Below are 25669 nucleotides of genomic sequence, written 5' to 3'. Positions count from 1 at the left end.
CGGCCAGCGCGTCGCGCAGCCCGGCCGGCAGGTCGGCCCACCCGGGTCGGACGGCCGTCGCCCCGTACGCGACGGGCGGTAGCGAGATGGCGGGCACCGCACCATGCTGCCGCACCGACGCCGCCCGGCGTGGGCCGCGGCGTCGGTGGGCTCTGCCAGACTGCCCGGCATGAGGACCGACGAGTTCTGGCAGTTGATCGACGACGCCCGGAGCGGGGCCGGGGGAGAGGCCGACGCGGTCGCCGCCCGGGCGGTCGCGCTGCTGTCCGAGCGCGACCCGGAGGAGATCGTCGGGTACGCCCACCACCAGCGGCGGGTGCTGGCCGCCTCCTACCGGGTCGACCTGTGGGGCGCGGCCTACCTGATCAACGGGGGCGCGTCGGACGACGGCTTCGAATACTTCCGGGGCTGGTTGATGGCCCAGGGCCGGGCGGTCTTCGCCCGGGCGGTCGCCGAGCCGGACTCGCTGGCCGAACTGCCCCGGGTGCGGGCGGCCGCGCTCAGCGGCGAGGAGTTCGAGTGCGAGCCGATGCTGGCGGTGCCGTGGGACGCCTACCGGAAGGCCACGGCGAGCGAGATGCCGGCCGACCGTGACCCGGTGCCGGTGCCCGACCTGAACGACTTCTGGGACTTCGACGACGAGGAGGAGGCCCGCCGCCGGCTGCCGGGGCTCGCCGCGCTCTTCGTCGAGCCGCCGCAGGAGTGACGGGGGAGCCCGGGCGCGCGCCGGGCGACGTGGGAGCATAGAGGGGGCCGGCGACGCGCCGGCCCGCTCACGTCAGCCGACCAGAACGGACCGCTGTGCCACCGACGCTCGATCCCGGCGCGAACGCTCCTGGTGCCACCGACCCGGCGCGCATCCGGAACTTCTGCATCATCGCCCACATCGATCACGGGAAGTCGACCCTGGCCGACCGGATGCTGCAGCTCACCGGCGTGGTCGACCCCCGGCAGATGCGCGCGCAGTACCTGGACCGGATGGACATCGAGCGCGAGCGCGGCATCACCATCAAGAGCCAGGCCGTCCGGATGCCGTGGACGATCCGGGAGGGTGACCGGGCCGGCGAGACCGCCGTGCTGAACATGATCGACACCCCCGGCCACGTCGACTTCACCTACGAGGTGTCCCGCTCGCTGGCCGCCTGCGAGGGCGCGATCCTGCTCGTCGACGCCGCGCAGGGCATCGAGGCGCAGACGCTCGCCAACCTCTACCTGGCGCTCGAGAACGACCTGCGCATCATCCCGGTGCTCAACAAGATCGACCTTCCGGCCGCCCAGCCGGAGAAGTACGCCGAGGAACTGGCCCACCTGATCGGCGGTGACCCGGCGGACTGCATCCGGGTCTCCGGCAAGACCGGCGAGGGCGTGCCCTACCTGCTCGACGAGATCGTCCGGCAGTTCGTGCCGCCGGTCGGCGAGGCCGAGGCCCCGGCCCGCGCGATGATCTTCGACTCGGTGTACGACGTCTACCGCGGCGTCGTCACCTACGTCCGGGTGGTCGACGGCCGGATCTCGGCCCGGGACCGGATCAAGATGATGTCCACCGGCGCCGTGCACGAGCTGCTGGAGATCGGCGTCATCTCGCCGGAGATGGTGAAGGCCGACGCGCTCGGTGTCGGCGAGGTGGGCTACCTGATCACCGGCGTGAAGGACGTCCGCCAGTCCCGGGTCGGTGACACGGTCACCATCAACGGCAACCCGGCCAAGGAGGCGCTCGGCGGCTACAAGGACCCGAAGCCGATGGTCTACTCGGGTCTCTACCCGATCGACGGCTCGGACTACCCGAACCTGCGCGAGGCGCTGGACAAGCTCAAGCTCAACGACGCCGCGCTGGTCTACGAGCCGGAGACCTCCGGCGCGCTGGGCTTCGGTTTCCGCTGCGGCTTCCTCGGCCTGCTGCACCTGGAGATCATCCGGGAGCGGCTGGAGCGGGAGTTCAACCTCGACCTGATCTCCACCGCGCCGAACGTGGTCTACCGGGCCCTGACCGAGGACGGCCAGGAGATCGTGGTGACCAACCCGAGCGAGTACCCGACCGGCAAGATCGCCGAGGTGTACGAGCCGACCGTGCGGGCCACCGTGCTGACGCCCAACGACTACGTGGGCGCCGTGATGGAGCTGTGTCAGGGCCGGCGGGGCAACCTGCTCGGCATGGACTACCTCTCCGCCGACCGGGTGGAGCTGCGTTACACCCTGCCGCTGGCCGAGATCATCTACGACTTCTTCGACCAGCTCAAGAGCCGCACCAAGGGCTACGCCTCGCTCGACTACGAGACCTCCGGCGAGCAGGCCTCCGACCTGGTCAAGGTCGACATCCTGCTGCACGGCGAGCCGGTGGACGCGTTCAGCGCCATCGTGCACAAGGACAAGGCGTACAACTACGGCACGACGATCGCGGCGAAGCTGCGCGCGCTGATCCCGCGCCAGCAGTTCGAGGTGCCGATCCAGGCGGCCATCGGCAGCCGGGTGATCGCCCGGGAGACGATCCGCGCGATCCGCAAGGACGTGCTCGCCAAGTGCTACGGCGGTGACATCAGCCGTAAGCGCAAGCTGCTGGAGAAGCAGAAGGAGGGCAAGAAGCGGATGAAGATGGTGGGCCGGGTGGAGGTCCCCCAGGAGGCCTTCATCGCCGCGCTCTCGTCCGACTCCGGCGACGTCAAGCCCGCCGGCAAGAAGTAGCGACCAGGGCCGTCACGACCGGCCGGCGCCCCCTCCAGGGGCGCCGGCCGGTCCGCGTACTCAGGAATTTTTCAGCTTCTGGCAGCGCTCCCACCTGCGGATTCGGTCCGGCGGGGTGGTCGGTGGCCGGATCGGCGGGGTCGGGGGCGGTTTCGATTTTCGGCCGGTCGGGCACTTAGCGGTCACGACAGCAACCGCACAGAACGTGCGAAACCGCTTATTTGGAGGACCGATCGTGGAGCTCACCGTCTGGGGCATCATCACCGCGCTGATCGTCGGCCTGATCGTCGGCGCGCTGGGCCGGCTGGTCGTGCCGGGCCGTCAGAACATGCCGATGTGGCTGCACATGCTGATCGGCGTCGGCGCCGCGCTGCTGGGCACGATCGTCGCCCGCGCCTCCGGCTTCGCCGAGACCGCCGGCATCGACTGGCGCGAGCTGCTGCTGCAGGTCCTCTTCGCCGCCATCGCGGTGGCTCTGGTGGCCGGCGTCGGCCGTCGGCGCAGCGTCACCCACCACTGATCACGCAGCAGGAGCCTCGACGGGCGCCCGGCCACCGGCCGGGCGCCCGTCGGCGTTTCCGCATTGAGTCCCGTCGGTGTGGCAGCGTCGCGGGCGATAGCGTCCCGAGTGCGGATTTGCGCGAGAAACAGCAGCTCAGAGCGGGTTCGAACAATTCGTCACCGGAGTCGGTTTGGGATTTTGGAGGGTCGGGAACTTAGCGGTCACGACAGAAACCACACGAACTCGTGTGACACGATCCGAAGGAGGAGGGCGACCATGGAGCTCACCGTTTGGGGCATCATCACCGCGCTGGTCGTTGGTCTGATCGTCGGCGCGCTGGGCCGGCTGGTCGTGCCGGGCCGGCAGAACATGCCGATGTGGCTGCACATGCTGATCGGCGTCGGCGCCGCGCTGCTGGGCACGATCGTCGCCCGCGCCTCCGGCTTCGCCGAGACCGCCGGCATCGACTGGCGCGAGCTGATGCTGCAGGTGCTCTTCGCCGCCATCGCCGTCGCCCTGGTGGCCGGCGTCGGTCGTCGGCGCAGCGTCTCGCGTTACTGACCCCCGCACCACTGCGCTCGACGGGCGCCCGGCCACCGGCCGGGCGCCCGTCCGCGTACGCCCCTCTGACCTGCCCGGACGGCACCCCTGCCGGCCGGGCCGCCGGCTGCGATACGGTCGCCACGGCCGCCCGCCGCGAACACCCCCTGTTGTAAAGGAAATTTTCCTACTAAGGTGCGGCGGAGAAGGTTAGTGCCAAACGGCCCTGAGGGAGATATGGCGTGAACAGGTGGAAGCGGCTGGCTCCGGTCACCGCCATCGTGGCGTCGGCCGCGCTGGTGCTGACCGGCTGCGGTGGCTCCGGCGACGACGACAAGGCCGCCGACAACAGCAAGCTGACGGTCTGGATGATGGGTGAGGGCGGCGACGCCCAGACTACGTTCCTCGACACGGTCGAGGCGGAGTTCAAGAAGAAGCACCCCGAGACCGACGTGGTGGTGCAGTACATCCCCTGGCTCGAGGCGCCGAAGAAGTTCCAGGCCGCGCTCGCCGGTGGGGAGGGCCCCGACGTCACCGAGCTCGGCAACACCGAGACCCAGGGTTGGGCGGCGCAGGAGGCCCTGGCCGACGTCACGGACAAGTTCAACGGCTGGTCCGAGGGCAAGGACATCCTGCCCGATCTGGTGAAGAACGCCCAGCTCGACGGCAAGCAGTACGGCGTGCCGTGGTACGCCGGCGTGCGCGCCGTCTACTACCGCACCGACTGGTTCGCCGAGGCCGGCGTGAAGCCGCCGACGAACTGGGACGAGATGGTCGCCGCCGCGAAGGCCGTCCAGGCCAAGAAGCCCGGCACCTACGGCATCGCCCTGCCGGGCAACTCCGAGCTGCCGTTCTACTCCTTCCTGTGGGGCGCCGGCGGGGAGATCGCCACCAAGGAGGGCGACACCTGGAAGTCGGGCTACAACACCCCCGAGGCGCAGAAGGCGGTCAAGTTCTGGACCGACCTGGTGACCGTGCACAAGGTCGCCCCGCCGGCCGCCGCCGGCTGGAACGAGGTGGACGCCCGCACCCAGTTCGCCACCGGCAAGGCCGCCATGGCGTTCGCCGGTAGCTGGCAGGGCGGCGCGATGAAGAAGGACAACCCCGACATCGAGAAGGTCTGGGGCACGTTCCCGATCCCCGGCCCGGACGGCAAGGCCGCCCCGGCGTTCGCCGGCGGCTCGGACATCGCGGTCTGGAAGGACAGCGAGCGGCAGGCGCTGGCCTGGGACTACATGACCGTGCTGCTGAGCAAGCAGAAGGACAAGGAGTTCGCCAGCAGCCTCGGCTTCTTCCCGGTCTACCAGGACCTGGTCAGCAGCGGCGACTACGCGAACGACAAGGTGATGGCCGCGTTCGCCACCGCCATCCAGAACACCAAGCTGACCCCGCTCACCCCCAAGTGGGTCGAGGTCAGCCGGACCAAGACGGTGACCCAGGCGATGAACAGCTCGGTCATCAAGGGCCAGAAGACGGTCGAGAAGGCAACCGCCGACGCGGCCACCGAGATGGAAAGCATCCTCAACGCCAAGTGACCACGCTGACCGAGGCCACCGACGAGGCCGCCGCGCGGGAGACCCCCGCGCGGCGGTCCCGCCGAAAGGTGGACCGCCTCCCGTACCTGCTGCTCCTGCCCTGCCTGGCGATCATCGCCGTGCTCCTGCTCTGGCCGCTCGGCCAGGTCGTGATGATGTCCTTCTACAAGTTGGACAGCGTCCGGCAGCTGCGGGGGGACCGCGAGTGGCCGTGGGTCGGCCTGGCCAACTACGCGCAGATCCTCGGCGACCCGTTCTTCCGTACGGTGTTGCGCAACACCGTGCTGTTCGCGGTCGCCAACGTGGCCCTGACCATGGTGCTGGGCACCCTGGTCGGGCTGCTGCTCAACCGGCTGGGCAAGAAGATGGCCACGTTCGTGGCGAGCTGCGTGATGCTCGCCTGGGCCACCCCGGCGCTCACCGGCACGATCGTCTGGAAGTGGATCTTCGACGACACGAGCGGCCTGGTCACCTGGCTGTTCAACAAGCTCCCGGACGGGCTCTCCACCACGCTGTTCGGGCGCAGCGACTGGACCGGGTACGGCTGGTTCAACGACCCGCTGCTGTTCTTCGGCATCCTGACGCTGGTGGTGGTCTGGCACTCGTTCCCGTTCATCGCGGTGAGCGTGCTGGCCGGGCTCAAGAGCGTGCCGACCGAACTGCAGGAGGCGGCCCGCGTCGACGGCGCCGGACCGTGGCGGGTCTTCTGGTCGGTCACGTTCCCGATGCTGCGGCCGGTCTTCGGCATCCTCGTAGTGCTCTCCACGATCTGGGACTTCAAGGTCTTCACCCAGCAGTTCGTGCTGGCCGGCGGCACGCAGGACCGCTCGACGTTCATGCTGTCGATCTACTCGTACGCGGAGGCGTTCTCGCCGCCGCCCAAGTACGGCCTCGGCTCGGCCATCGCCGTCATCCTCACCGTGATCCTGCTCGTGGTGACCGCCCTGTACGTCCGCATGGTGCTCAAGCAGGAGGACGAGTCGTGAAGAAGATCGCCCTCAACGGAGCCGGCCTGCTGGTCGCGCTCTTCGCCGCCTTCCCGGTCTACTGGATGGTGGCGACCTCGCTGAAGCCCAACCGGGAGATCTTCTCGTCCACGCCCCGTCCGGTGCCGGCCGAGCCGACGCTGGAGCACTACCGGGAGATCCTCACCGGCAACCTGATCCCCGGCGTGACGTTCGTCGACTTCTTCCTCAACAGCGTGCTGGTCGCGGTGGCCACCGTGCTGCTGAGCGGGCTGGTCGCGCTGCTCGCCGCGACCGCGGTGGCCCGGTTCCGGTTCAAGCTGCGCACCTCGTTCCTCATCCTGCTCCTGGTGGTGCAGATGATCCCGCTGGAGGCGCTGGTCATCCCGCTGTTCCTGATGATCCAGCGGCTCGGCCTCTACAACACGCTGCCCAGCCTGATCCTCACCTACCTCGGCTTCTCGCTGCCGTTCGCGGTCTGGATGCTGCGCGGCTTCGTCGCCGCGGTGCCGAAGGAACTGGAGGAGGCTGCCGCGATCGACGGCGCCAGCCGGGCCCAGACCTTCCGCAAGGTGCTGTTCCCGCTGGTCGCGCCCGGCCTGGTGGCCACCAGCATCTTCTCCTTCATCACCGCCTGGAACGAGCTGATCTTCGCGCTCACCTTCATCAACGACCAGCAGAAGTACACCCTGCCGGTGGCGATGACGTTCTTCTTCGGCCGGGACGACACCGCCTGGGGCTCGGTCATGGCCGCGTCCACGCTGTTCACCCTGCCGGTGATCATCTTCTTCCTGCTGGTCCAGCGCCGGATGGTCTCCGGTCTGGTCGCCGGGGCGGTCAAGGGCTGAGCCTAAGCTGATCACCATGACGGGCAGGCTGGTGGCGGTGAACCTCGGCACGGTCACCGAGGCGGAGTGGGCGGGCGACGCGAGCGGTCGCAGCGGCATCGACAAGCGCCCGGCCGAGGGCCGGGTGCGGGTCACCGCCACCGGTCTGACCGGTGACTTCATCGGCGAGCCGGCCGAGCACGGCGGCCCCGACCAGGCGCTCTACGCGTACGCCGAGGAGGACGCCGCCTGGTGGGCCGCGGAGCTGCGGCGGCAGCCCCGCCCGGGCGTCTTCGGGGAGAACCTCAGCACCCGGGCGGTGGACGTGACCGGCGCGGTCGTCGGCGAACTCTGGGCCGTCGGCTCCGCGCTGCTCCAGGTGACCAAGCCACGCACGCCGTGCCGGACGTTCGCCGGCTTCTGGGGCGTACCGGACCTGATCAAGCGGTTCACCGTGCGGGGGGCGCCCGGCGCCTACCTGCGGGTGCTGCGCGAGGGCGAGATCGGCGCCGGCGATCCGGTCGAGGTGGTCGACCGGCCGGCACACGGGGTGACCGTCGGCGAGGTGTTCCGGGCGATCACGCTGGAGCCGGAGCTGCTGCCCCGCCTGCTCGACGCGCCGGAGCTGCCCGATCCGCTGCGGGACAAGGCCCGCCGCCGGCTCGCCCGCTGACCGGCGTCGGCCGGGGCTAGGTGGCGGCGAAGACCTCGGCCAGCACCTGCGTGGCCGGGTCACCCTTGACCCGGTCCCAGGTGCCCTGCTCGGCCGTCCACTCCAGGTTCGCGAACCGGACCCGCTTCACGCCGTGGTCGTCCGCGTGCGAGACAAGCCAGTGGGCGTAGCGCCAGCCGGCGCGGTCGTCGCCGGCCGGCACCGTCAGCCCGGTCAGGTCGGTCCCCGCGGTGAGCCGGGGCAGCCCCCAGTCGAGCGTGAGCCCCTCCAGCAGCGCGCTGGCGGCGGCCGGGCCGCGCATGGTCGGGGTCGAACCGACGGTGCACGCCACCGCGCCCGTCGCGTCGCCCAGCAGCGCGCGGGTGAGCACCTGCGACTCGTCCGCCCACTTCTGGTACGCCTCGGGGTAGGCCGACCGCTGCACCCGCTGGGCGGCCTCGGTGACCCGCATCCGCTCCCAGCCCTTGACCTTCTTCAACGCGGCGTAGAACTTGTTCGCCGCGTACCTCGGGTCCTGGATCTCCTCCGGCGTGCCCCAACCCTGGCTCGGGCGCTGCTGGAACAGGCCCAGGGAGTCCCGGTCGCCGTGCGCGATGTTGCGCAGGTGCGACTCCTGGTAGGCCGTGGCCAGCGCCACCACCACCGCCCGCTCGGGCATCCGGCGCTGCGCGCCGATGGCCGCGATGGTGGCCGCGTTCGCCATCTGGTCGGCGCCGAGCACCACCTCGCCGTCGGCCTGCACGGTGCAGGTCCGGCTGGCGTTGGGCAGGCGCAGGTGGTGACCGAACTGCTTGGTCACGAACCAGACCGCGAGCAGGGCCAGCACGCACACCGCCACACCAGATGCCACGATCGCCGCTCGCGTCCGCACCCGCACCCCCTGTCCCGACAGTCCGACAAGCGTACGTCGGCCCCACGGCGTCCCGGGTCGGCCGACCGGCCCTGTCACCCCCGGGTCACCGCCCCGCCACGCAGCGCGCCGACCCGCCCTCGTACCTCAGTCCTCGGCGGGCACCCAGGACGCCTGCCGCTTCTCGCGGAAGGCCATGACCCCCTCGCGCCCCTCGTCGGAGAGGAAGTACCCGGTGGAGAGCGCGGCCAACTCGGCGATCTCCGCCCGCAGGTCGGTGGCGGCCGGCCGGCGCAGCAGCTCCTTGGCCCCGGCGAGCGCCGTCGGTGCCCCCTTGACCAGCGACGCGCAGTAGCGCTCCACGGCGGCGTCCAGCCCGTCCGCCGGCACCGCGGCGGTGACCAGGCCGACCTCGGCGGCCCGCCGGCCGTCGAACGTGTCCCCGGTCAGGTACAGCTCGGCGGCGGCCCGAGGGCTCAGCCGGGGCAGCACGGTCGCCGAGATCACCGCCGGGATCACCCCGATCCGCACCTCGGTGAACGCGAACGTCGCCTCCTCGGCGCAGACCGCCAGGTCGGCGGCCGCGATCAGGCCCAGCCCGCCGGCCCGGGCCGGCCCGGCCACCTTCGCCAGCACCGGCTTCGGGCACTCCCGCACGGCGACCAGCACGTCGCCGAGCATTCCGGCGGGCACGGTCCCGCTCGCGTACGCGGCGGCGGTCTCCTTCAGGTCGGCGCCGGAGCAGAAGACCGGACCGGTGTGGTCCAGCACGATCGCCCGGACCGTGTCGTCGGCGACCGCGGCGGCCAGCCCGGCCAGCAGTTGGGTCATCAACGGCGTGGAGAGCGCGTTGCGGTTGTGCGGGCTGTCCAGGGTGAGGGTGGTCACCCCGCGGGCCGTGGCGACCCGCACGAGAGCGTCCGGAGAGGTCATGCCGGGCACACTAGTGGCCATGCCCGGCGTCCTTCCAGATGGCGAACCCGTCCCGCGCGACGGGTCGCTGCCCGCCTCCGCCCGCCGCGCCGTCGGCGCGCGCGGCTTCGGCGTGTACGTGCACGTCCCGTTCTGCGCCAGCCGGTGCGGCTACTGCGACTTCAACACGTACACCGCGTCGGAGCTGGGCGGCGGGGCGAGCCGGGAGACGTACGCCGACAGGGTGCTGGCCGAGCTGGCGCTGGCCGCCCGGGTGCTCGGTGACGCGCCGCCGCCGCGGGTGGACACCGTCTTCGTCGGCGGCGGCACGCCCACCCTGCTGCCCGCCGACGACCTGGCCCGGATCCTGGACGGCATCGACCGCACCTGGGGGCTGGCCGCCGACGCCGAGGTGACCACCGAGGCCAACCCCGAGTCGGTCACGCCGGAGTCGCTCAAGACGCTGCGCGCCGCCGGCTACACCCGGATCTCGCTGGGCATGCAGTCGGCCGCGCCGGGGGTGCTGGCGGTGCTGGACCGGCGGCACAGCGCCGGGCGGGCCACCGCCGCCGCGCGGGAGGCGCGCGACGCCGGGTTCGACCACGTCAACCTGGACCTGATCTACGGCACGCCGGGCGAGAGCGCCGACGACTTCGCCGCCTCGCTGGCCCAGGTGGTCGAGGCGGGCGTGGACCACGTCAGCGCGTACGCCCTGATCGTGGAGGACGGCACCCGGCTGGCCGCGCGGATGCGCCGGGGCGAGCTGCCGTACCCCTCCGACGACGTGGCGGCGGACCGCTACCTGGCCGCGGAGGAGGCGCTCGGCGCGGCCGGCTTCTCCTGGTACGAGGTGTCCAACTGGGCCCGCTCGGAGGCGGCCCGGTGCCGGCACAACCTGCTCTACTGGACCGGCGCCGACTGGTGGGGCCTCGGCCCGGGGGCGCACAGCCACGTCGGCGGGGTGCGGTGGTGGAACGTCAAGCATCCGACCGCGTACGCGGCGCGGCTGGCCGAGGGCGCGTCACCGGCGCTGGCCCGGGAACGGCTGACGCTCAACGAGCAGCACATGGAGGACGTGATGCTGCGGGTGCGGCTCGCCTCCGGGCTGCCGCTGGACGTGCTCGACGCGGCCGGCCGGGCCGGCGCCGAGCGGGCCCGGGCCGGTGGGCTGCTGGACGCTGACGCGTATGCCGAGGGCCGGGCCGTGCTCACCCTGCGCGGCCGGCTGCTGGCCGACGCGGTGGTCCGCGACCTGCTGCCCTGACCGGTGCCGGCCGGCCCCGTCGCGCGGGACCGGCCGGAGCGGGTCACTTGATCAGGCTGGCCGACATCGGGTAGCGGTAGAGCTGACCCTCGTTGGCCTTCACCCCGGCCAGGATGCCGAAGACGATGCCGACGATCATGGCGCCGAAGCCGATCACCAGGCCGATCAGGATGCAGGTCAGGATCCAGCCGATCAGCGCGATGACCGACCAGATGAGCTGGAAGTTGAGCGCGGCGATCGCGTGCGCCCGGACGGTGGGGGACTGGTTGCCCCGGGCCAGCAGCGCCACCAGCGGCGCGATCCAGCCCAGCACGCCGCCGCCGATCAGCATCCCGGCGGCGCCGCCGAAGTGCGCGACGAGCGCCCAGGTCTTGTCGTCGTTGTTGGCGTAGCCGGCCGGCGGGCCGTACCCGCCGCCACCGGGATAGCCGGCGCCGTAGCCCGGGGTGCCGCCGCCCGGCGGGGGATAGCCACCCGGGGGCGGGTAGCCGCCCGGCGGGGGTTGGCCACCCGGGGGCGGATAGCCGCCGGGCGGGGGATAGCCGCCCGCCGCCGGTCCCCCGGACAGTGGTGCGGTGGGCGGCTCGTCGGCGGGCGAGGAGCCGTAGGGCGCGGTCGGGTCGGGCTGGGGGCCGGGGTCCCCCGCTCCGGGAGGGCGAGGAGGTTCAGTCATGCACGTCACGGTAGGTCCCGCCGGCAAGGGGCACCAGGGCTGTTCGGCCCCGGCGCGGCGACGGAACGCCGGGGGCCGCACCGGAGGTCCGTCGCTGATCATCGCGTCGGCGGGGGTGCCGACGTAGACTGGCACTCGCTACAGTCGAGTGCCAGCCGCGTCAGGAGGTGGGGGGGACATGGGTCTCGACGACCGGAAGCTCGCCGTGCTGCGCGCGATCGTCGAGGACTACGTCGCCACGCAGGAGCCGGTGGGCAGCAAGGCCCTGGTCGAGCGGCACCAGCTCGGCGTCTCGCCGGCCACCGTGCGCAACGACATGGCGGTGCTGGAGGAGGAGGGCTACATCCGGCAGCCCCACACCAGCGCCGGCCGGGTGCCCACCGACCGCGGCTACCGCCTCTTCGTCGACCGGCTCTCCCGGGTCAAGCCGCTCAGCCCGGCCGAGCGCCGGGCGATCGAGCGCTTCCTGGTCGGCGCCGTCGACCTCGACGACGTGGTGCACCGCACGGTCCGGCTGCTCGCGCAGCTGACCCGGCAGGTCGCCGTGGTGCAGTACCCGAGCCTGGCCCGGTCCAAGGTGCGCCACCTGGAGCTGGTGCCGATCTCCACCACCCGGCTGATGGTCGTCATGATCGCCGACACCGGGCGGGTCGAGCAACGGCTGGTCGAGCTGCCCGCTCCGGTGCCCGCCGACGACGTCACGGTGCTGCGTCGGCTGGTCAACGAGAAGCTCGTCGGCTGCCAGCTGGCCGAGACGCCGCCACTGGTGCAGGCGCTGGTCGAGGAGGCCGCGCCCCAGCTGCGCCCGGCCATGACCACGCTCTCCACCGTGCTGCTGGAGACGCTGGTGGAGCGGCACGAGGAGCGCATCGCGCTGGCCGGCACGGCCAACCTCACCCGGGGTGGCCTGCTCGACTTCCAGGGCTCGCTGCGCCCCATCCTGGAGGCGCTCGAGGAGGAGGTCGTGCTGCTCAAGCTGATCGGCGAGACGGAGCCGAGCACCACCCGGGTGCTCATCGGCGACGAGAACGAGATCGACAACCTGCGGGCCGCCTCGGTGGTCAGCACCGGCTACGGCCCGGGTGCCACCATCGTGGGCGGGCTCGGCGTGCTCGGGCCGACCCGGATGGACTACCCCGGCACCATCGCCACGGTGAGGGCCGTGGCACGCTACGTGGGCGAACTGCTGGCCCAGAACTGACCAGTCAGGGCCGACGGCCGGCCTCGGCCGACGACCGGCGCGACGCGAGACGAACATGAGGACACCGAACGCAGTGGCCAGGGACTACTACGGCATTCTCGGCGTGAGCCGGGACGCCTCCGACGACGAGATCAAGCGTGCCTACCGCAAGCTGGCGCGGCAGTACCACCCGGACGTGAATCCGGACCCGGAGGCACAGGAGAAGTTCAAGGACATCAACGCCGCGTACGAGGTCCTCTCGGACGACCGGAAACGGCAGATCGTCGACCTGGGTGGCGACCCGCTCGCCCCGGGCGGCGGGGGCGCCGGCGGTCCGGGCGGTCCCGGTGGCGCCGGCCCGTTCGTCGGCTTCCAGGACATCATGGACGCGTTCTTCGGCGGCGCGGCGGGCGGCAGCCGGGGTCCCCGGCCGCGTACCCGTCCGGGCGCGGACGCGATCCTGCGGCTGGAGCTCGACCTCAACGAGACCGCGTTCGGCGTCGAGGCGCCGATCACCGTCGACACCGCCGTGCTCTGCACCACCTGCTCGGGCGCCGGCACCGCCGCCGGCACCCACCTGGCCACCTGCGAGGCGTGCGGGGGCCGGGGCGAGGTGCAGTCGGTGCAGCGGACGTTCCTCGGCCAGGTGGTCTCCGCCCGCCCCTGCACCGTCTGCCAGGGCTACGGCACGACCGTCCCGCACCCGTGCCCGACCTGCGCCGGTGAGGGCCGGGTACGGACCCGTCGCTCGCTGACCGTCAAGATCCCGGCCGGTGTCGAGGACGGCATGCGCATCCGCCTGGCCCAGCAGGGTGAGGTCGGTCCCGGCGGTGGCACCGCCGGCGACCTCTACGTCGAGATCCACGAGCGGCCCCACGACGTCTACTCCCGCAAGGGCGACGACCTGCACTGCCGGGTCACCGTGCCGATGACCGCCGCGGCGCTCGGCACCCGGCTGACCATCAAGACGCTCGACAGCGAGGAGACCGTCGACGTCAAGGCGGGCACCCAGCCCGGCAGCACGCTGCGCCTGCGCGCCCGCGGCGTGCCGCACCTGCGCGGCACCGGTCGCGGCGACCTCTACGTCCACCTGGACGTGCGGACACCCACCAAGCTCGACGCCGACCAGGAGCGGATGCTGCGGGACTTCGCCAAGACCCGGGGCGAGGAGGTCGCCGAGCTGACCAAGCAGGGCGGCTTCTTCTCCCGGATGCGCGACGCCTTCAACGGGCACGCCTGAGGTGTCCGCCCCGCTGTTCCTGGTCGAGGCGCTGCCCACCGGCGACACGCTCACGCTGGACGGCCCGGAGGGGCACCACGCGGCCACCGTGCAGCGGCTGCGCGTCGGCGAGGAGCTGCTGCTCGCCGACGGCCGGGGCGGCACCGCCGCCGCGGTGGTCACCGCCGTCGGCCGGGGCACGCTCGACCTGCGGGTCACCTCCCGGGGGTACGCCGACGCGTGCGTCCCCCGGCTGGTGGTGGTGCAGGGCATCGCCAAGGGCGACCGGGGCGAACTGGCCGTGCAGGCGATGACCGAGGTCGGGGTGGACGAGATCGTGCCCTGGGCGGCGTCCCGCTCGGTGGTCCAGTGGCGCGGCGACCGGGGCGTACGGGCCCGGGAGAAGTGGGCGGCCACCGCCCGGGAGGCCGCCAAGCAGGCCCGCCGCCCGTGGCTGCCGGTGGTGGCGGGAGCCCCCGACGAGTCGACCGGCACGGTGGCCCGCCGGATCGCCGGCGCGGCGGCCGCCTTCGTGCTGCACGAGGAGGCCGAGGAGCGGCTGACCACCGCCGAGCTGCCGTCCGGCGGCGAGATCGTGCTGGTGGTCGGCCCCGAGGGCGGCATCGCCGACCCGGAGGTGGCCGCCTTCCGCGAGGCCGGCGCCCACCCGGTCCGCCTGGGCCCGTCGGTGCTGCGCACCTCCACGGCCGGCGTGGCCGCCCTCTCCGTCCTCGCCACCCGCCTCTCCCGCTGGTAGCCCCCGTCCCGCCCCGTCGATCTTGCAGTTTGCGCCCCGGCGAAAGGGATGAAACGCCCGTGCCGGGGGCCGTAAGTGCAAGATCGCGGGAGGGGGTGGGGTCGGGGTCAGGTGCGGAGGTAGGAGGCGCCGTTGAGGTCGATGATGGTGCCGGCGGCCCACTCCGCCTCGGGGGAGGCCAGCCAGTGCACGGCGGCGGCGATCTCCTCGGGGCGGGCCACCCGGTGGAACGGGGACTGGGCCCGGACCGCGTCGCCGCGCTCGCTCTTGAGGTGCTCGTTGGTCATGTCCGTCTCGACGAAGCCGGGAGCCACGCAGGCCACCCCGATGCCGTACGGGGCCAGCGCCACCGCCAGCGACTGCGCCATCGCGTTCATCCCCGCCTTGCTCGCGCCGTACGCCGGGTTCGCCGGCTCGCCGCGGAACGCGCCCCGGGAGGAGACGTTCACGATCCGGCCGCCCCGCTCCCGCATGTGCTGGGCGGCGCACCAGGCGGCGTTCGCGGCGCCGACCAGGTTGGTGTCGAGCACCTCCCGCCACCGCGCCCGCCACTGCTCGTAGCTGGTGCCGAAGACGGGGTGCGGCGGGTCCGCCGGGCCGAAGACGCCGGCGTTGTTGACCAGCACGTCGAGGCCGCCGAGCAGCCGGGCCGCCTCGTCGACCATGGCCCGGACCGCGTCCGGGTCGGCCAGGTCGGCGCGGACCACCACGTGCCCGTCGCCGGGCAGCTCGCCGCGCAGCGCCCCGGCCAGCTCGGCGGAGTCCCGGTGGTGGATCGCCACCCGGTCCCCACCGGCCGCGAACGCCCGCGCGACCGCCCGCCCGATGCCCCGCGAGGCCCCCGTCACCAGCACCGCCCGTCCCGCCATGCCGGCCATCCTGCCCCAGCGTCCCGGGGTGTTAAGCGGGGCCCCTTCCTATACCGAAAGCGTTAAGCGGGGGCCCCTCCTTACACTGCTGCGATGGACTGCCTGTTCTGCCGGATCGTCGCCGGGGAGATCCCGGCCACCGTGGTCCGCGAGACCGCCACCACCCTCGCCTTCCGGGACATCGACCCGAAGGCGCCCACCCACGTGCTGGTGATCCCCAAGGAGCACTACGCGGACGTGGCCACGCTCGCCCAGGGCGATCCCGAGCTGGCCGGCGAGGTGCTCCACACCGCGGCCGTGGTGGCCGAGGAGGAGGGCCTGACGGTGGACGGGTTCCGGCTCATGTTCAACACCGGCCCGTACGGCGGCCAGGAGGTCTTCCACGTGCACGCCCACCTGCTCGGTGGCGCGCCGCTCGGCCCGATGCTCTGCCGGTGACCATGACCGGGATCCCCGACCGGCTCGACCGGATGGTGCGGCAGGCGCAGGCGACGGGCCGGATCCCGGCGGTCTCGGCGGCCCTGCACCGGGCCGACCGGCCGCTCTGGACCTGCGCGGTGGGCGGCACCGGCAACGACACCCCGCTCGACCCCGAGACGGTCTTCCGGATCGGCTCGGTCACCAAGACCTTCACCGCGACGCTCGTCATGCAGTGCCGCGACGACGGGCTGCTCGACCTGGACGACCCGATCGGGCGGCACCTCGACCTGACCACGCACGGCGAGCTGACCGTGCGCCGGCTGCTGTCGCACACCGCCGGCCTGCAACGCGAGCCGCACGGCGACGTGTGGGACAGCCTGCGCGCGCCGGCCGTCGACGAGCTGCTGGCGGACCTGGCCCGGGTGGAGCGGGTGTTGCCCACCGGCCGCCGGTTCCACTACTCCAACCTCGGCATGGCGCTGCTCGGCGAGATGGTCGCCCGGCTGCGCGGCGGCTCCTGGGCCGAGGTGCTCGCCGACCGGGTGCTCACGCCGCTCGGGCTGACCGCCACCGGCGCCCGGCCCGGGGAGCGGGCGGCCACCGGCTTCCTGGTCGACGCGTACTCCGACGAGGCGCACCCGGAGCCGCCCACCGACTTCGGCGCGGTGGCGCCCGCCGCCCAGCTGTGGAGCACGGCGCCGGACATGGCGCGCTGGGCGGCGTTCCTGGCCGACCCGCAGGCGCTGGACCCGACCGGCGCGGTCCTCGCCCCGGCCACGGTCGAGGAGATGCGCTGGCCGCTCACCACCACTGACGAGTCGCTCTGGGCGGCCGGCTTCGGGCTGGGGCTGATCCTGGTGCCGCAGCCGGCCCGGGTGACCCACGTCGGGCACGACGGCGCGATGCCGGGCTTCCTGGCCGCCGTCTACGGCCGGCGCGGCGGGGACGGCACCCCCGGCGCGATGGGCGCGGCGGTGCTCGGCTCCTCCGGCGCCGGGGTGGAGGTGTTCGACCTGGTGCACGAACTGCTCGCCGCCGCCGTCGAGCACGACCCGGCGGAGATCGAGCCGTGGCGCCCCGGGCCGCCCGCGCCCGCGCACCTGCGCGGGATGCTGGGCCGCTGGTGGGGCGAGGGCTTCGAGTACGTCTTCTCCTGGCACGACGGCGCGCTGCGGGCCCGGGGCGCGGGCGACCCGGCCGGCAAGCCGCCGGCGGTGTTCGCGCCGCTGCCGGACCGGCCGGACGTGTTCCGCACGGTCTCCGGCCGGGAGGTGGGCGAGCTGCTCCGGCTGACCCGGGACGAGCGCGGCGTGGTGGTCCGGATGCACTGGGCGACCTACCGCTTCACCCGCGCCCAGGAGACCTTCGACGGCTACGACTTCCGGGCCGGCGGCTGAGCGCGGGAGCACCGGAAATGGACGCGGTGCCCACGGTGTCGACCCGATACGATGGGAGCAACCGTACGCCGCGCCAGCAGGGCCCGGCGCCGAGATCGGAGAGCAGGTGGCGCAGGGCCCGACGGCCCGACCTATGACCGGCACCCCACCTCCCGGCCCGCCCCGCGTGCAGACCAGGATCACGGTCCCCGACCAGAAGATCATGGTCAACCTGCTCGGCGCGGGCGACGAGATCCTGCGACTCGTCGAACGCTCGGTCAACAGCGACGTCCACGTGCGCGGCAACGAGATCACCATCACCGGCGCGCCCGCCGACAACGCCCTCGCCGAGCGCCTCTTCAGTGAGCTGCTCGAACTGATCGAGAAAGGCGAGACCCTGACCACAGACGCCGTCCGGCGTACCGTCGGCATGCTCGAGCAGGGCAGCGCCGAGCGGCCCGCCGAGGTCCTGACGCTCAACATCCTCTCCCGGCGCGGGCGCACCATCCGTCCCAAGACGCTCGGGCAGAAGAAGTACGTCGACGCGATCGACGCGCACACCATCGTCTTCGGCATCGGCCCGGCCGGCACCGGCAAGACCTACCTGGCCATGGCGAAGGCCGTCCAGGCGCTCCAGGCCAAGCAGGTCAACCGGATCATCCTGACCCGACCGGCAGTCGAGGCGGGTGAGCGGCTGGGCTTCCTGCCCGGCACCCTGAACGAGAAGATCGACCCCTACCTGCGCCCGCTCTACGACGCGCTGCACGACATGCTCGACCCGGAGTCCATCCCGAAGCTGATGGCCGCCGGCACGATCGAGGTCGCACCGCTGGCATACATGCGCGGGCGGGCGCAGCCGTACGACGCGCGGGTGCTGACCCCGGAGGGTTTCCGGAAATTCGGGTCGCTCCAGGTCGGTGACCTGGTCATCGGCTCCGACGGCACACCCACCCCGGTGATCGGGATCTATCCGCAGGGCCCGAAGCAGGTCTACCGGGTCACCACGCAGGACGGGGCGTCCACGCTCTGCTGCGGGGAGCACCTGTGGACCGTCGCCACGCCTGACGACAAGCGTCGCGGGCGCCGGCGGACGATCGAGACGCAGGAGATGATCGGCAAGGAGTGGCGGGGCCATACCCGCCGCTACGAGCTGCCGCTCGTCGCCCCGGTGCAGATGGAGCCACGGGCCGTTCCGCTCGACCCGTACGCGCTCGGGCTGCTGCTCGGTGACGGCTCGATCTCGTGCCGCACCACGCCGTCCTTCTCCACGGCGGATCCGGAGCTGGCCGTCGCGCTGGAGGAGGCGCTGGTCGACGTCGAACTCGTCCGCAAGGGTGACTACGACTACGTCCTGCGCCACGTCAACGGGCACCGCGGTGGTGTGATCGTGGCCAACCCGGTCACGGCTGCCATCCGCCAGCTGGGGCTGGCCGGGGCCACCTCGGGGACGAAGTTCGTCCCGGAGGTCTACCTGAACAACAGCGTCGGCGTCCGGCTGGCGGTCCTGCAGGGGCTGCTGGACACCGACGGCGGTCCGGTCGTCCAGGCCGGGCGTGCCTGTCGGGTGCAGTACACGACCACCTCCGCCCGGTTGGCGGACGACGTCGTGCACCTGGTCGAGTCGCTCGGCGGGGTGGCGACGGCCCGGGTCCGTGAGGCCGAGGGTCGTAAGCCCGGTCTGGCGAAGGGCCGGCCGGTTCCGTACCGTGCCGACGCCTACGTCGTGGAGATCAGGCTGCCGGCTGGTGTCGCGCCGTTCCGGCTGTCGCGCAAGCGCCGGACGTACGACGAGCGTGGTGGTGGCCGGCCGATGCGGTTCATCGACTCGATCATCCCCGCCGGGGTGCAGGAGACGATGTGCATCCAGGTCGCGGCGGCGGACTCGCTCTACGTCACCGACGACTTCCTGGTCACCCACAACACCCTGAACGACGCTTTCATCATCCTGGACGAGGCGCAGAACACCACGCCCGAGCAGATGAAGATGTTCCTCACCCGGCTCGGCTTCGGTTCCAAGATCGTGGTCACCGGTGACGTCACCCAGGTGGACCTTCCGGGCGGGACGACCAGCGGGCTGCGCGTGGTCCGGGAGATCCTGAACAACGTCGAGGACGTGCACTTCGCCCAGCTCTCCAGCTCGGACGTGGTCCGCCACAAGCTGGTCGGCGACATCGTCGACGCGTACGCCCGCTGGGACGCCGAGCGGGAGAACCAGCAGGCGCAGAGCGTGCACGCCGTGCCGGGGCGGACCGCCCAGGGCGGCCGGGCCGGCCGGCGCCGCTAACCACCAGAGGAAGACAGAGTTGTCCATCGAGATCGCCAACGAGTCCGGTGTCGAGGTCGACACCGACGCCGTGCTCGCCGTGGCCCGGCACGCCCTCGACGAGATGGGGGTCAACCCCCTCGCCGAGCTGTCCGTGCTGCTGGTCGACATCGAATACATGTCGGAGCTGAACCACCGCTGGATGGGTGGCGACGGTCCGACCGACGTGCTCGCGTTCCCCATGGACGAGGGCAGCGTCGACCACGGGCCGGGGGAGAGCGCCCCGGCCGGCGGCGAGCCGGCCCTGCTCGGCGACATCGTGCTCTGCCCGGAGGTGGCGGCCAAGCAGGCCGCCGCCGCCGGGCACTCGGCCGCCGACGAGCTGCACCTGCTCACCGTGCACGGCGTGCTGCACCTGCTCGGCTACGACCACGCCGAGCCCGAGGAGGAGCGGGAGATGTTCGGTCTCCAGGCCCGGCTGCTGGCCAGCTGGCGGTCGACCCGGTCGCGGTGATGGTCACCCTGGCGGCGGTCGGCGCTCCGGCCGGCCTGCCCGATCTTCAGCTCCTGGTCTTCGCGGCCGGGCTGGTGGTGCTCGCCGGCCTGATCGCGATGACCGAGGCGGCGTTGGCCGCGGTCTCCCCGGCGCGCGCCGCCGAGTCGGCCCGGGAGGGCGCGCGCGGCGCGCGTGCCCTCCAGGCGGTCGCCGGTGACGTGGTACGCCATCTCAACCTGCTGCTCCTGTTGCGCCTGCTGGCCGAGCTGACCGCCACCACGCTCGTCGCGCTGGTGGCGGTGGACACGTTCGGCGCCGGCTGGCGGGCGGCGCTGGTGACCGCCGGGGCGATGACGGTGGTCAGCTTCGTGGTGGTCGGGGTGGCGCCGCGCACGCTGGGCCGGCAGCACGCGTACGCGGTGGGTCGGGCGGTGGCGCCGCTGGTGCGCTGGCTGGGCCGGGCGTTGAACCCGCTGGCCTCGCTGCTGATCCTGATCGGCAACGCGGTCACCCCGGGCAAGGGCTTCCGGGAGGGTCCGTTCGCCACCCAGGTGGAGCTGCGGGAGCTGGTCGACCTGGCCGAGCAGCGCGGCGTGGTGGAGCACGGCGAGCGTCAGATGATCCATTCGGTGTTCGCGCTCGGTGACACCATCGCCCGCGAGGTCATGGTTCCGCGCACCGAGATGGTGTGGATAGAGGAGCGCAAGACGCTGGCGCAGGCGCTGGCGCTCTTCCTGCGCTCGGGGTTCTCCCGCATCCCGGTGATCGGCGAGAACGTCGACGACGTGCTCGGCGTGCTCTACCTGAAGGACCTGATCCGGCGTACCCAGGGCGACCGGGGCGCGCGGCAGATGCCGGTGGCCGAGCTGATGCGCCCGGCGACGTTCGTGCCGGAGTCCAAGCCGGTGGACGACCTGCTCTCCGAGATGCAGGCGGCCCGCAACCACCTGGTGATCGTCGTGGACGAGTACGGCGGCACCGGTGGGCTGGTCACCATCGAGGACATCCTGGAGGAGATCGTCGGCGAGATCACCGACGAGTACGATGTCGAGCGCCCGCCGGTCGAGCACCTGGCGGACGGGGCCGTGCGGGTGACCGCCCGGCTGCCGGTGGAGAATCTGGGCGAGCTGTTCGACACCGAGCTGCCCACCGACGAGGTGGAGACGGTCGGTGGTCTGCTCGCCCAGGCGCTCGGTCGGGTGCCCATCCCGGGTGCCGAGGCCGAGGTGTCCGGCCTGCGGCTGATCGCCGAGGGCACCACCGGCCGGCGTAACCGGATCGACACCGTGCTGGTGAGCCGGGCCGAGCCGGGCACCGCGTCGGAGGGCGCGGGGCGCGGCGAGCAGGCCGAGTCCCGTGGCAACAACAACCGTTCCGAGGAGAGGCAACCCGCCGATGCCTGAGTCAGCCGCCGTGCCGGCCGCCCTGCCCACCCCCGCCGATCCGGCCGAGCTGAGTGCCGAGGACGGCAAGCTCGTCGTCCTGGCCCGGGGCGCACGGGGCCGGGTGGGGGCCGTGGAGGGCGCCGCGGTCCGCGACCAGGACGGCCGGACGTACGCGGCGGCCAGCGTGGCGCTGCCGTCGCTGACCCTGACCGCGCTCCAGCTCGCGGTGGCGTCGGCGGTGGCCGCCGGCGCGAGCCGGCTGGAGGCGGCGGTGGTGGTGACCGAGGCGTCGACGCTGGACGGGGCCGGGCACGCCGCGGTGCGTGACCTCTCCGCCGACGCGCCGATCCACGTGGCGGCGCCGGACGGCGCGGTCCTCGGCACGGTGGTCGAGTGACCACCGCCCAGGAGCGTCCCTACCGGGCCGGGTTCGCCTGTTTCGTCGGCCGGCCGAACGCCGGCAAGTCGACGTTGACCAACGCGATCGTCGGCACCAAGATCGCGATCACCTCGAACAAGCCGCAGACCACCCGGCACATCATCCGGGCCGTGCTGCACCGACCGGAGTCCCAGCTGGTGCTGGTCGACACCCCGGGCCTGCACCGTCCCCGCACGCTGCTCGGCGAGCGCCTCAACGACCTGGTCCGGGAGACCTGGAGCGAGGTCGACGTGATCGGGCTCTGCGTGCCGGCGAACGAGCCGGTCGGCCGGGGTGACCGGTTCATCACCGGCGAGCTGGCCAGCCTGAAGGCCACGGTGCTGGCGGTGGTGACCAAGACCGACCTGGTCGACAAGAAGCGGCTCGCCGAGCAGTTGCTGGCGGTCAGCGAGCTGGGTGAGTTCGCGGCCGTGGTGCCGGTGAGCGCGGTCTCCGGGCACCAGGTGGACACGCTCGTGGACGTGATGACCGGCTACCTGCCGGAGTCGCCGCAGCTCTACCCCGACGACATGCTCACCGACGACCCGGAGCAGGTGCTGGTCGCGGAGCTGGTCCGGGAGGCCGCGCTGGAGGGGGTCCGGGACGAGCTGCCGCACTCCATCGCCGTGGTGGTCGAGGAAATGATCGCCGAGGGCAACCTCACGAAGATCTACGCCGACCTCTACGTGGAGCGGTCGAGCCAGAAGGCCATCGTCATCGGGCACCGGGGCAGTCGGCTCAAGCACGTCGGCACCACCGCCCGGCGGCAGATCGAGGAGCTGCTCGGCACCCGGGTCTACCTGGACCTGCACGTCCGGGTGGCGAAGGACTGGCAGCGCGACCCGAAGCAGTTGCGCAAGCTCGGCTTCTGACCGGGGCCGGGCGGGGTCCCGGTCCCGGATGATCCGGATCAGTCAGTCCTATGGGGCATCTCACGTTCCATGGGCGTCGGTGGCTGGTTCGTGGCTCGCCGGAGCAGGGTAGGGAACCATGTCCCTGCCCCCGGACACGGCTGCGAGCTGATGCGAAACCGCTACCTCGACCTGCTCCGTTTCCTGGCCATCGTGCGTGTCGTCACCTACCACGTCACCGGCTACGCCACGCTCACGCTGGTGTTCCCGGCGATGGCGGTGATGTTCGCCCTGGCCGGGTCGTTGATGGCCGCCTCGCTGGACCGCACCGGGGTGCCCGCCGTCGGCCGCCGCCTGCGCCGTCTGCTGCCCTCGCTCTGGGTGCTCGCCGCGCTCTTCGTGCCGGCCATGCTGCTCACCGGGCTGCCGCTCACCCCGAAGGTGCTGCTCTGGCTGTTCCCGATCAGCGACCCGCCGGCCAACTACTGGGGCGGGCTGGCGCTGAGCCCGATCTGGTACCTGCGGGACTACCTGTGGTTCGTGCTCGCCTCGCCCCTGGTGCTGTGGCTGTTCCGCCGGGCGCCGCTACCCACGCTCGCCGCACCGTACGTGCTGCTGGTCGCGATCGAGCTGGGCGTGCTGGCGGACCCGCCGACCGTGCTGCGCGAGTTCGGCCTCTACTTCGGCGCGTGGCTGCTCGGCTTCGCGCACCACGACGGCCTGCTACGGCGGATGCGCAACCGGGTGCTGCTGCCGGTCGCCGGCGTCGTCGGCGCGGCCGGCCTGGCCTGGATCGCCACCCATCCGGGGCCGCGCGGCTACGACATCAACGACATCCACCTCGGCAACGCGCTCTGGTCGGCCGCGTTCATCCTGGTGGCGATCGGTCGCGCGCCCACCGGCGCGGCCTGGGTCGACCGGGTCCCGGCGCTCGGCCGCGCGGTGACGGTGGTCAACCGGCGGGCGCTGACCGTCTACCTCTGGCACATGCCGTTCGTGGTGGCGCTCACCCCGCTGGTCGGGTTGGTCGGCTGGTCGCCTCGTGACCCGGTCGGCCTGTGGCTGCGGGTGGGGCTGGTCTTCGTGCTGGTCGGCGTGGTGACGCTGCTGGTCGGCTGGGTCGAGGACCTGGCCGCCCGGCGTACCCCGGAACTGGTTCCCGGCCGGCCCCGGCGGAGCGCGGCCGACCGGGCGGCGGCCGCGCCGGCCAGCCCGGCCCCCGCGGGCGCGGAGGGCGGACTGGTGGGCGCCGGGGTCCGGGTGCCCGCGCCCCGCCGTGACGGTGAGCGCGTGCTGGAGGGCGCCCGCTGGCTCAGCGGGCGGTGACGGTGACGTTGCCGCTGGTGGCGGAGACGTCGAGCAGCACCGACGCCCCCGGGTCGTTGGTCACGGTGACGTCCGTGTCACCGGACTTCGCGTCCGCCCGCACCCGGTAGCGGCCGTCCGGCACCGCCAGGTCGACGTCCCCGCTGGTGGCGTGCAGCCGGGCCGGGGCCGGCTGGTCCAGCTCGACGACGAGGTTGCCCGAGGTGGCCTCCGCGTCGATCGCGGAGGTGAGCCGGCGGGCCTCGATGTCACCGGAGCGCGCCCGCAGCCGGACCGGATGGGTCGCCTCCACGAGTCGGATGTTGCCGGAGGTGGTCGCGGCGCGGACCTCGCCGGTGGCCCCGCTGATGGTCAGGTCGCCGGAGCTGAGCGTGAACTCCACCGCGCCGACGTCGCTGAGGTCGACGTTGCCCGAGCCGGTGCCGCCGCGCACCGCCACGCCGGGTGGCGCGGTCACCTCCCAGGAGATGCTGCACCGCTGCCCGCAGTCGGTGGGCAGGACCAGTTCGTCGCCCTTGATCTCGTACCTGCTGTTCGGCTCGCCGCCCTGGTAGCGGACCACCCGCTTGATCCGTACCTGGTCGGCGGGGCCGTTGGCGCGGACCACCACGTCCCCCGAACCGCCGTCGTCGACGGTGATCCGGGCGACCTTCGTCTTTTCGGTCTGGTCGTAGTCGAGCCGGCGCAACGACAGCGTGTCACACCCGGCGAGGACGATGAGCGTGGTGGCCGCGATCGCGGCCACCACGCCACGCGGCGGTCGGAGGGCGGTGCGTGACCGCGACGCCGTTCGGAGCGAAGCCATGGCAGCACACTAGGACCGGCCGTGCGGCCGGCACATCGGGGATCGCCCGCCGGCGCACCCCGAGCCGACCCTGAGATCGCACCCCGAGGGAGAATGGCCTGATGGCCGGGTACCGCCGACAGCTCTACCGCGACGACGCGGTGGTGCTGCGCGTGCAGAAGCTGGGCGAGTCCGACCGGATCATCACGCTGTTCACCCGCCGGCACGGCCGGTTGCGCGCGGTGGCCCGGGGCGTCCGGCGCACCTCCAGCCGGTTCGGCGCCCGGCTGGAGCCGTTCGGGCACGTCGACCTCCAGCTCGCCGGCGATCCCAAGGGCAACCAGGGCAGCTCGCTGCACACCGTCAGCCAGGTCGAGGCGATCGAGCTGTACGGCAAGCGGTTCCTCGGCGACTACCCGCGCTACACGGCGGCCAGCGCGATCGCCGAGACCGCCGAGCGGTTGACGCCGGTCGAGCGGGAACCCTCGCTGCGGCTGTTCCAGCTCACCCTCGGTGCGATGAGGTCGCTGGCCCGCGGCGACCACGCCACCACGCTGGTGCTCGACGCCTACCTGCTGCGGGGCATGGCGTTCGCCGGCTGGGCGCCCGCGCTGACCGCGTGTGCGGTCTGCGGCGAGCCGGGCCGGCACCGCGCGTTCTCGGTGCCGGCCGGCGGCGCGGTGTGCCCGGACTGCCGGCCCCCGGGCGCCGCCCACCCTGCGCCGGCCACGCTGGCGCTGATGTCCGCGCTGACCACCGGCGACTGGGGGTACGCCGACGCCACCGAGACCGGCGTACGCCGGGAGTGCAGCGGGCTGGTGGCGGCGCACCTCCAGTGGCATCTGGAACGCGCGCTACGCTCGCTGCCGCTGGTCGACCGGGGTGGCCCGGCGACCGGCGCGGTC

Annotated in this window: 25 protein-coding genes and 3 pseudogenes; 23 read left to right on the top strand and 5 right to left on the bottom strand. The window is 72.7% G+C overall.

The window, feature by feature from the left end; translation table 11 throughout:
* Positions 1-169 precede the first annotated feature (169 nt).
* The 8 genes from HUW36_RS05680 to HUW36_RS05645 all read left to right on the top strand — a co-directional run bounded on the left by HUW36_RS05680 (position 170) and on the right by HUW36_RS05645 (position 7721).
* Complete coding sequence (locus tag HUW36_RS05680; RefSeq protein ID WP_174527150.1) at positions 170-706, top strand: DUF4240 domain-containing protein; 537 nt, start codon at positions 170-172, stop codon at positions 704-706.
* A gap of 95 nt (positions 707-801) precedes the next feature.
* Entirely contained in the window at positions 802-2679 is a 1878-nt protein-coding gene (lepA, locus tag HUW36_RS05675; RefSeq protein WP_174527149.1) for a translation elongation factor 4, read from the top strand.
* Positions 2680-2914: 235 nt separating this feature from the next.
* Complete coding sequence (locus HUW36_RS05670) at positions 2915-3199, top strand: GlsB/YeaQ/YmgE family stress response membrane protein (RefSeq protein ID WP_174527148.1); 285 nt, start codon at positions 2915-2917, stop codon at positions 3197-3199.
* Positions 3200-3457: 258 nt separating this feature from the next.
* Entirely contained in the window at positions 3458-3742 is a 285-nt protein-coding gene (locus HUW36_RS05665; protein ID WP_098746948.1) for a GlsB/YeaQ/YmgE family stress response membrane protein, read from the top strand.
* 221 nt (positions 3743-3963) lie between these two features.
* Entirely contained in the window at positions 3964-5256 is a 1293-nt protein-coding gene (locus HUW36_RS05660) for a sugar ABC transporter substrate-binding protein (RefSeq protein ID WP_174527147.1), read from the top strand.
* Positions 5253-6242, top strand: a complete 990-nt coding sequence (locus tag HUW36_RS05655; RefSeq protein WP_174527146.1) for a carbohydrate ABC transporter permease — start codon at positions 5253-5255, stop codon at positions 6240-6242. The genes HUW36_RS05660 and HUW36_RS05655 overlap by 4 nt, the downstream gene beginning before the upstream one ends.
* Positions 6239-7069, top strand: coding sequence for a carbohydrate ABC transporter permease (locus HUW36_RS05650; RefSeq protein WP_174527145.1), 831 nt, complete (start codon positions 6239-6241; stop codon positions 7067-7069). The genes HUW36_RS05655 and HUW36_RS05650 overlap by 4 nt, the downstream gene beginning before the upstream one ends.
* A 16-nt stretch (positions 7070-7085) precedes the next feature.
* Positions 7086-7721, top strand: coding sequence for an MOSC domain-containing protein (locus HUW36_RS05645; protein ID WP_174527144.1), 636 nt, complete (start codon positions 7086-7088; stop codon positions 7719-7721).
* Between the two features lie 16 nt (positions 7722-7737).
* Here the strand turns inward: HUW36_RS05645 and HUW36_RS05640 are convergent, their stop codons facing one another.
* Together HUW36_RS05640 and HUW36_RS05635 are read right to left on the bottom strand one after the other, a co-directional pair.
* Positions 7738-8598: a hypothetical protein gene (locus HUW36_RS05640; RefSeq protein ID WP_174527143.1), complete on the bottom strand. Its 861-nt coding sequence runs from the start codon at positions 8596-8598 to the stop codon at positions 7738-7740.
* A 120-nt stretch (positions 8599-8718) separates the two neighbouring features.
* Complete coding sequence (locus tag HUW36_RS05635; protein ID WP_174527142.1) at positions 8719-9504, bottom strand: enoyl-CoA hydratase-related protein; 786 nt, start codon at positions 9502-9504, stop codon at positions 8719-8721.
* A 19-nt stretch (positions 9505-9523) separates the two neighbouring features.
* On the opposite strand from HUW36_RS05635, the gene hemW reads away from it, so the two are divergent.
* Positions 9524-10747 (top strand): radical SAM family heme chaperone HemW, encoded by a 1224-nt coding sequence (hemW, locus tag HUW36_RS05630; protein ID WP_174527155.1) that lies wholly within the window; start codon positions 9524-9526, stop codon positions 10745-10747.
* Between the two features lie 43 nt (positions 10748-10790).
* Here the strand turns inward: hemW and HUW36_RS05625 are convergent, their stop codons facing one another.
* Complete coding sequence (locus HUW36_RS05625; RefSeq protein WP_174527141.1) at positions 10791-11420, bottom strand: DUF4870 domain-containing protein; 630 nt, start codon at positions 11418-11420, stop codon at positions 10791-10793.
* 178 nt (positions 11421-11598) lie between these two features.
* On the opposite strand from HUW36_RS05625, the gene hrcA reads away from it, so the two are divergent.
* The 3 genes from hrcA (at position 11599) to HUW36_RS05610 (ending at position 14576) form a co-directional block, all read left to right on the top strand.
* Positions 11599-12621, top strand: coding sequence for a heat-inducible transcriptional repressor HrcA (gene hrcA, locus HUW36_RS05620; RefSeq protein ID WP_174527140.1), 1023 nt, complete (start codon positions 11599-11601; stop codon positions 12619-12621).
* A 73-nt stretch (positions 12622-12694) separates the two neighbouring features.
* Positions 12695-13840 (top strand): molecular chaperone DnaJ, encoded by a 1146-nt coding sequence (gene dnaJ, locus HUW36_RS05615; RefSeq protein WP_174527154.1) that lies wholly within the window; start codon positions 12695-12697, stop codon positions 13838-13840.
* A 1-nt stretch (position 13841) separates the two neighbouring features.
* On the top strand, positions 13842-14576 hold the full coding sequence (locus tag HUW36_RS05610; RefSeq protein WP_174527139.1) for a 16S rRNA (uracil(1498)-N(3))-methyltransferase: 735 nt from the start codon (positions 13842-13844) through the stop codon (positions 14574-14576).
* 107 nt (positions 14577-14683) lie between these two features.
* Here HUW36_RS05610 and HUW36_RS05605 read toward each other — a convergent pair whose 3' ends face one another.
* Positions 14684-15445, bottom strand: coding sequence for an SDR family NAD(P)-dependent oxidoreductase (locus HUW36_RS05605; protein WP_174527138.1), 762 nt, complete (start codon positions 15443-15445; stop codon positions 14684-14686).
* Positions 15446-15538: 93 nt separating this feature from the next.
* On the opposite strand from HUW36_RS05605, the gene HUW36_RS05600 reads away from it, so the two are divergent.
* The 10 genes and pseudogenes from HUW36_RS05600 (at position 15539) to HUW36_RS05565 (ending at position 23980) form a co-directional block, all read left to right on the top strand.
* Positions 15539-15883 (top strand): histidine triad nucleotide-binding protein, encoded by a 345-nt coding sequence (locus HUW36_RS05600; RefSeq protein ID WP_174527137.1) that lies wholly within the window; start codon positions 15539-15541, stop codon positions 15881-15883.
* Positions 15884-15885: 2 nt separating this feature from the next.
* Complete coding sequence (locus HUW36_RS05595) at positions 15886-17262, top strand: serine hydrolase domain-containing protein (RefSeq protein ID WP_174527153.1); 1377 nt, start codon at positions 15886-15888, stop codon at positions 17260-17262.
* Positions 17263-17395: 133 nt separating this feature from the next.
* A pseudogene (locus tag HUW36_RS34360) lies at positions 17396-18134 on the top strand (PhoH family protein); the annotation flags it as partial.
* 533 nt (positions 18135-18667) lie between these two features.
* Positions 18668-18898 (top strand): annotated as a pseudogene (locus HUW36_RS35090) (LAGLIDADG family homing endonuclease); the annotation flags it as partial.
* Between the two features lie 261 nt (positions 18899-19159).
* Positions 19160-19525 (top strand): annotated as a pseudogene (locus HUW36_RS34350) (PhoH family protein); the annotation flags it as partial.
* A 19-nt stretch (positions 19526-19544) separates the two neighbouring features.
* A complete protein-coding gene (ybeY, locus tag HUW36_RS05585) occupies positions 19545-20018 on the top strand; it encodes an rRNA maturation RNase YbeY (protein ID WP_091572065.1) in 474 nt (157 codons plus the stop codon).
* Complete coding sequence (locus HUW36_RS05580) at positions 19994-21403, top strand: hemolysin family protein (protein WP_174527152.1); 1410 nt, start codon at positions 19994-19996, stop codon at positions 21401-21403. The genes ybeY and HUW36_RS05580 overlap by 25 nt, the downstream gene beginning before the upstream one ends.
* Positions 21396-21782: a cytidine deaminase gene (locus tag HUW36_RS05575; protein WP_091071324.1), complete on the top strand. Its 387-nt coding sequence runs from the start codon at positions 21396-21398 to the stop codon at positions 21780-21782. The genes HUW36_RS05580 and HUW36_RS05575 overlap by 8 nt, the downstream gene beginning before the upstream one ends.
* Positions 21779-22675 (top strand): GTPase Era, encoded by an 897-nt coding sequence (gene era, locus HUW36_RS05570; RefSeq protein ID WP_174527135.1) that lies wholly within the window; start codon positions 21779-21781, stop codon positions 22673-22675. Before HUW36_RS05575 ends, era begins: the two co-directional genes overlap by 4 nt.
* Before the next feature lie 150 nt (positions 22676-22825).
* Positions 22826-23980, top strand: a complete 1155-nt coding sequence (locus HUW36_RS05565) for an acyltransferase family protein (protein WP_174527134.1) — start codon at positions 22826-22828, stop codon at positions 23978-23980.
* Here HUW36_RS05565 and HUW36_RS05560 read toward each other — a convergent pair.
* Complete coding sequence (locus tag HUW36_RS05560) at positions 23967-24785, bottom strand: DUF4097 family beta strand repeat-containing protein (RefSeq protein WP_246247896.1); 819 nt, start codon at positions 24783-24785, stop codon at positions 23967-23969. The genes HUW36_RS05565 and HUW36_RS05560 overlap by 14 nt on opposite strands.
* 101 nt (positions 24786-24886) lie before the next feature.
* Here HUW36_RS05560 and recO point away from each other — a divergent pair.
* A partial coding sequence (gene recO, locus HUW36_RS05555; RefSeq protein WP_174527133.1) for a DNA repair protein RecO occupies positions 24887-25669 on the top strand: 783 nt, incomplete at its 3' end.

Source organism: Micromonospora maritima (genome assembly GCF_902825405.1).
Lineage (GTDB): Bacteria > Actinomycetota > Actinomycetes > Mycobacteriales > Micromonosporaceae > Micromonospora > Micromonospora maritima.
Note: the sequence above shows the minus strand (reverse complement) of the source record. Positions and strands in the feature narration are given on the sequence as shown.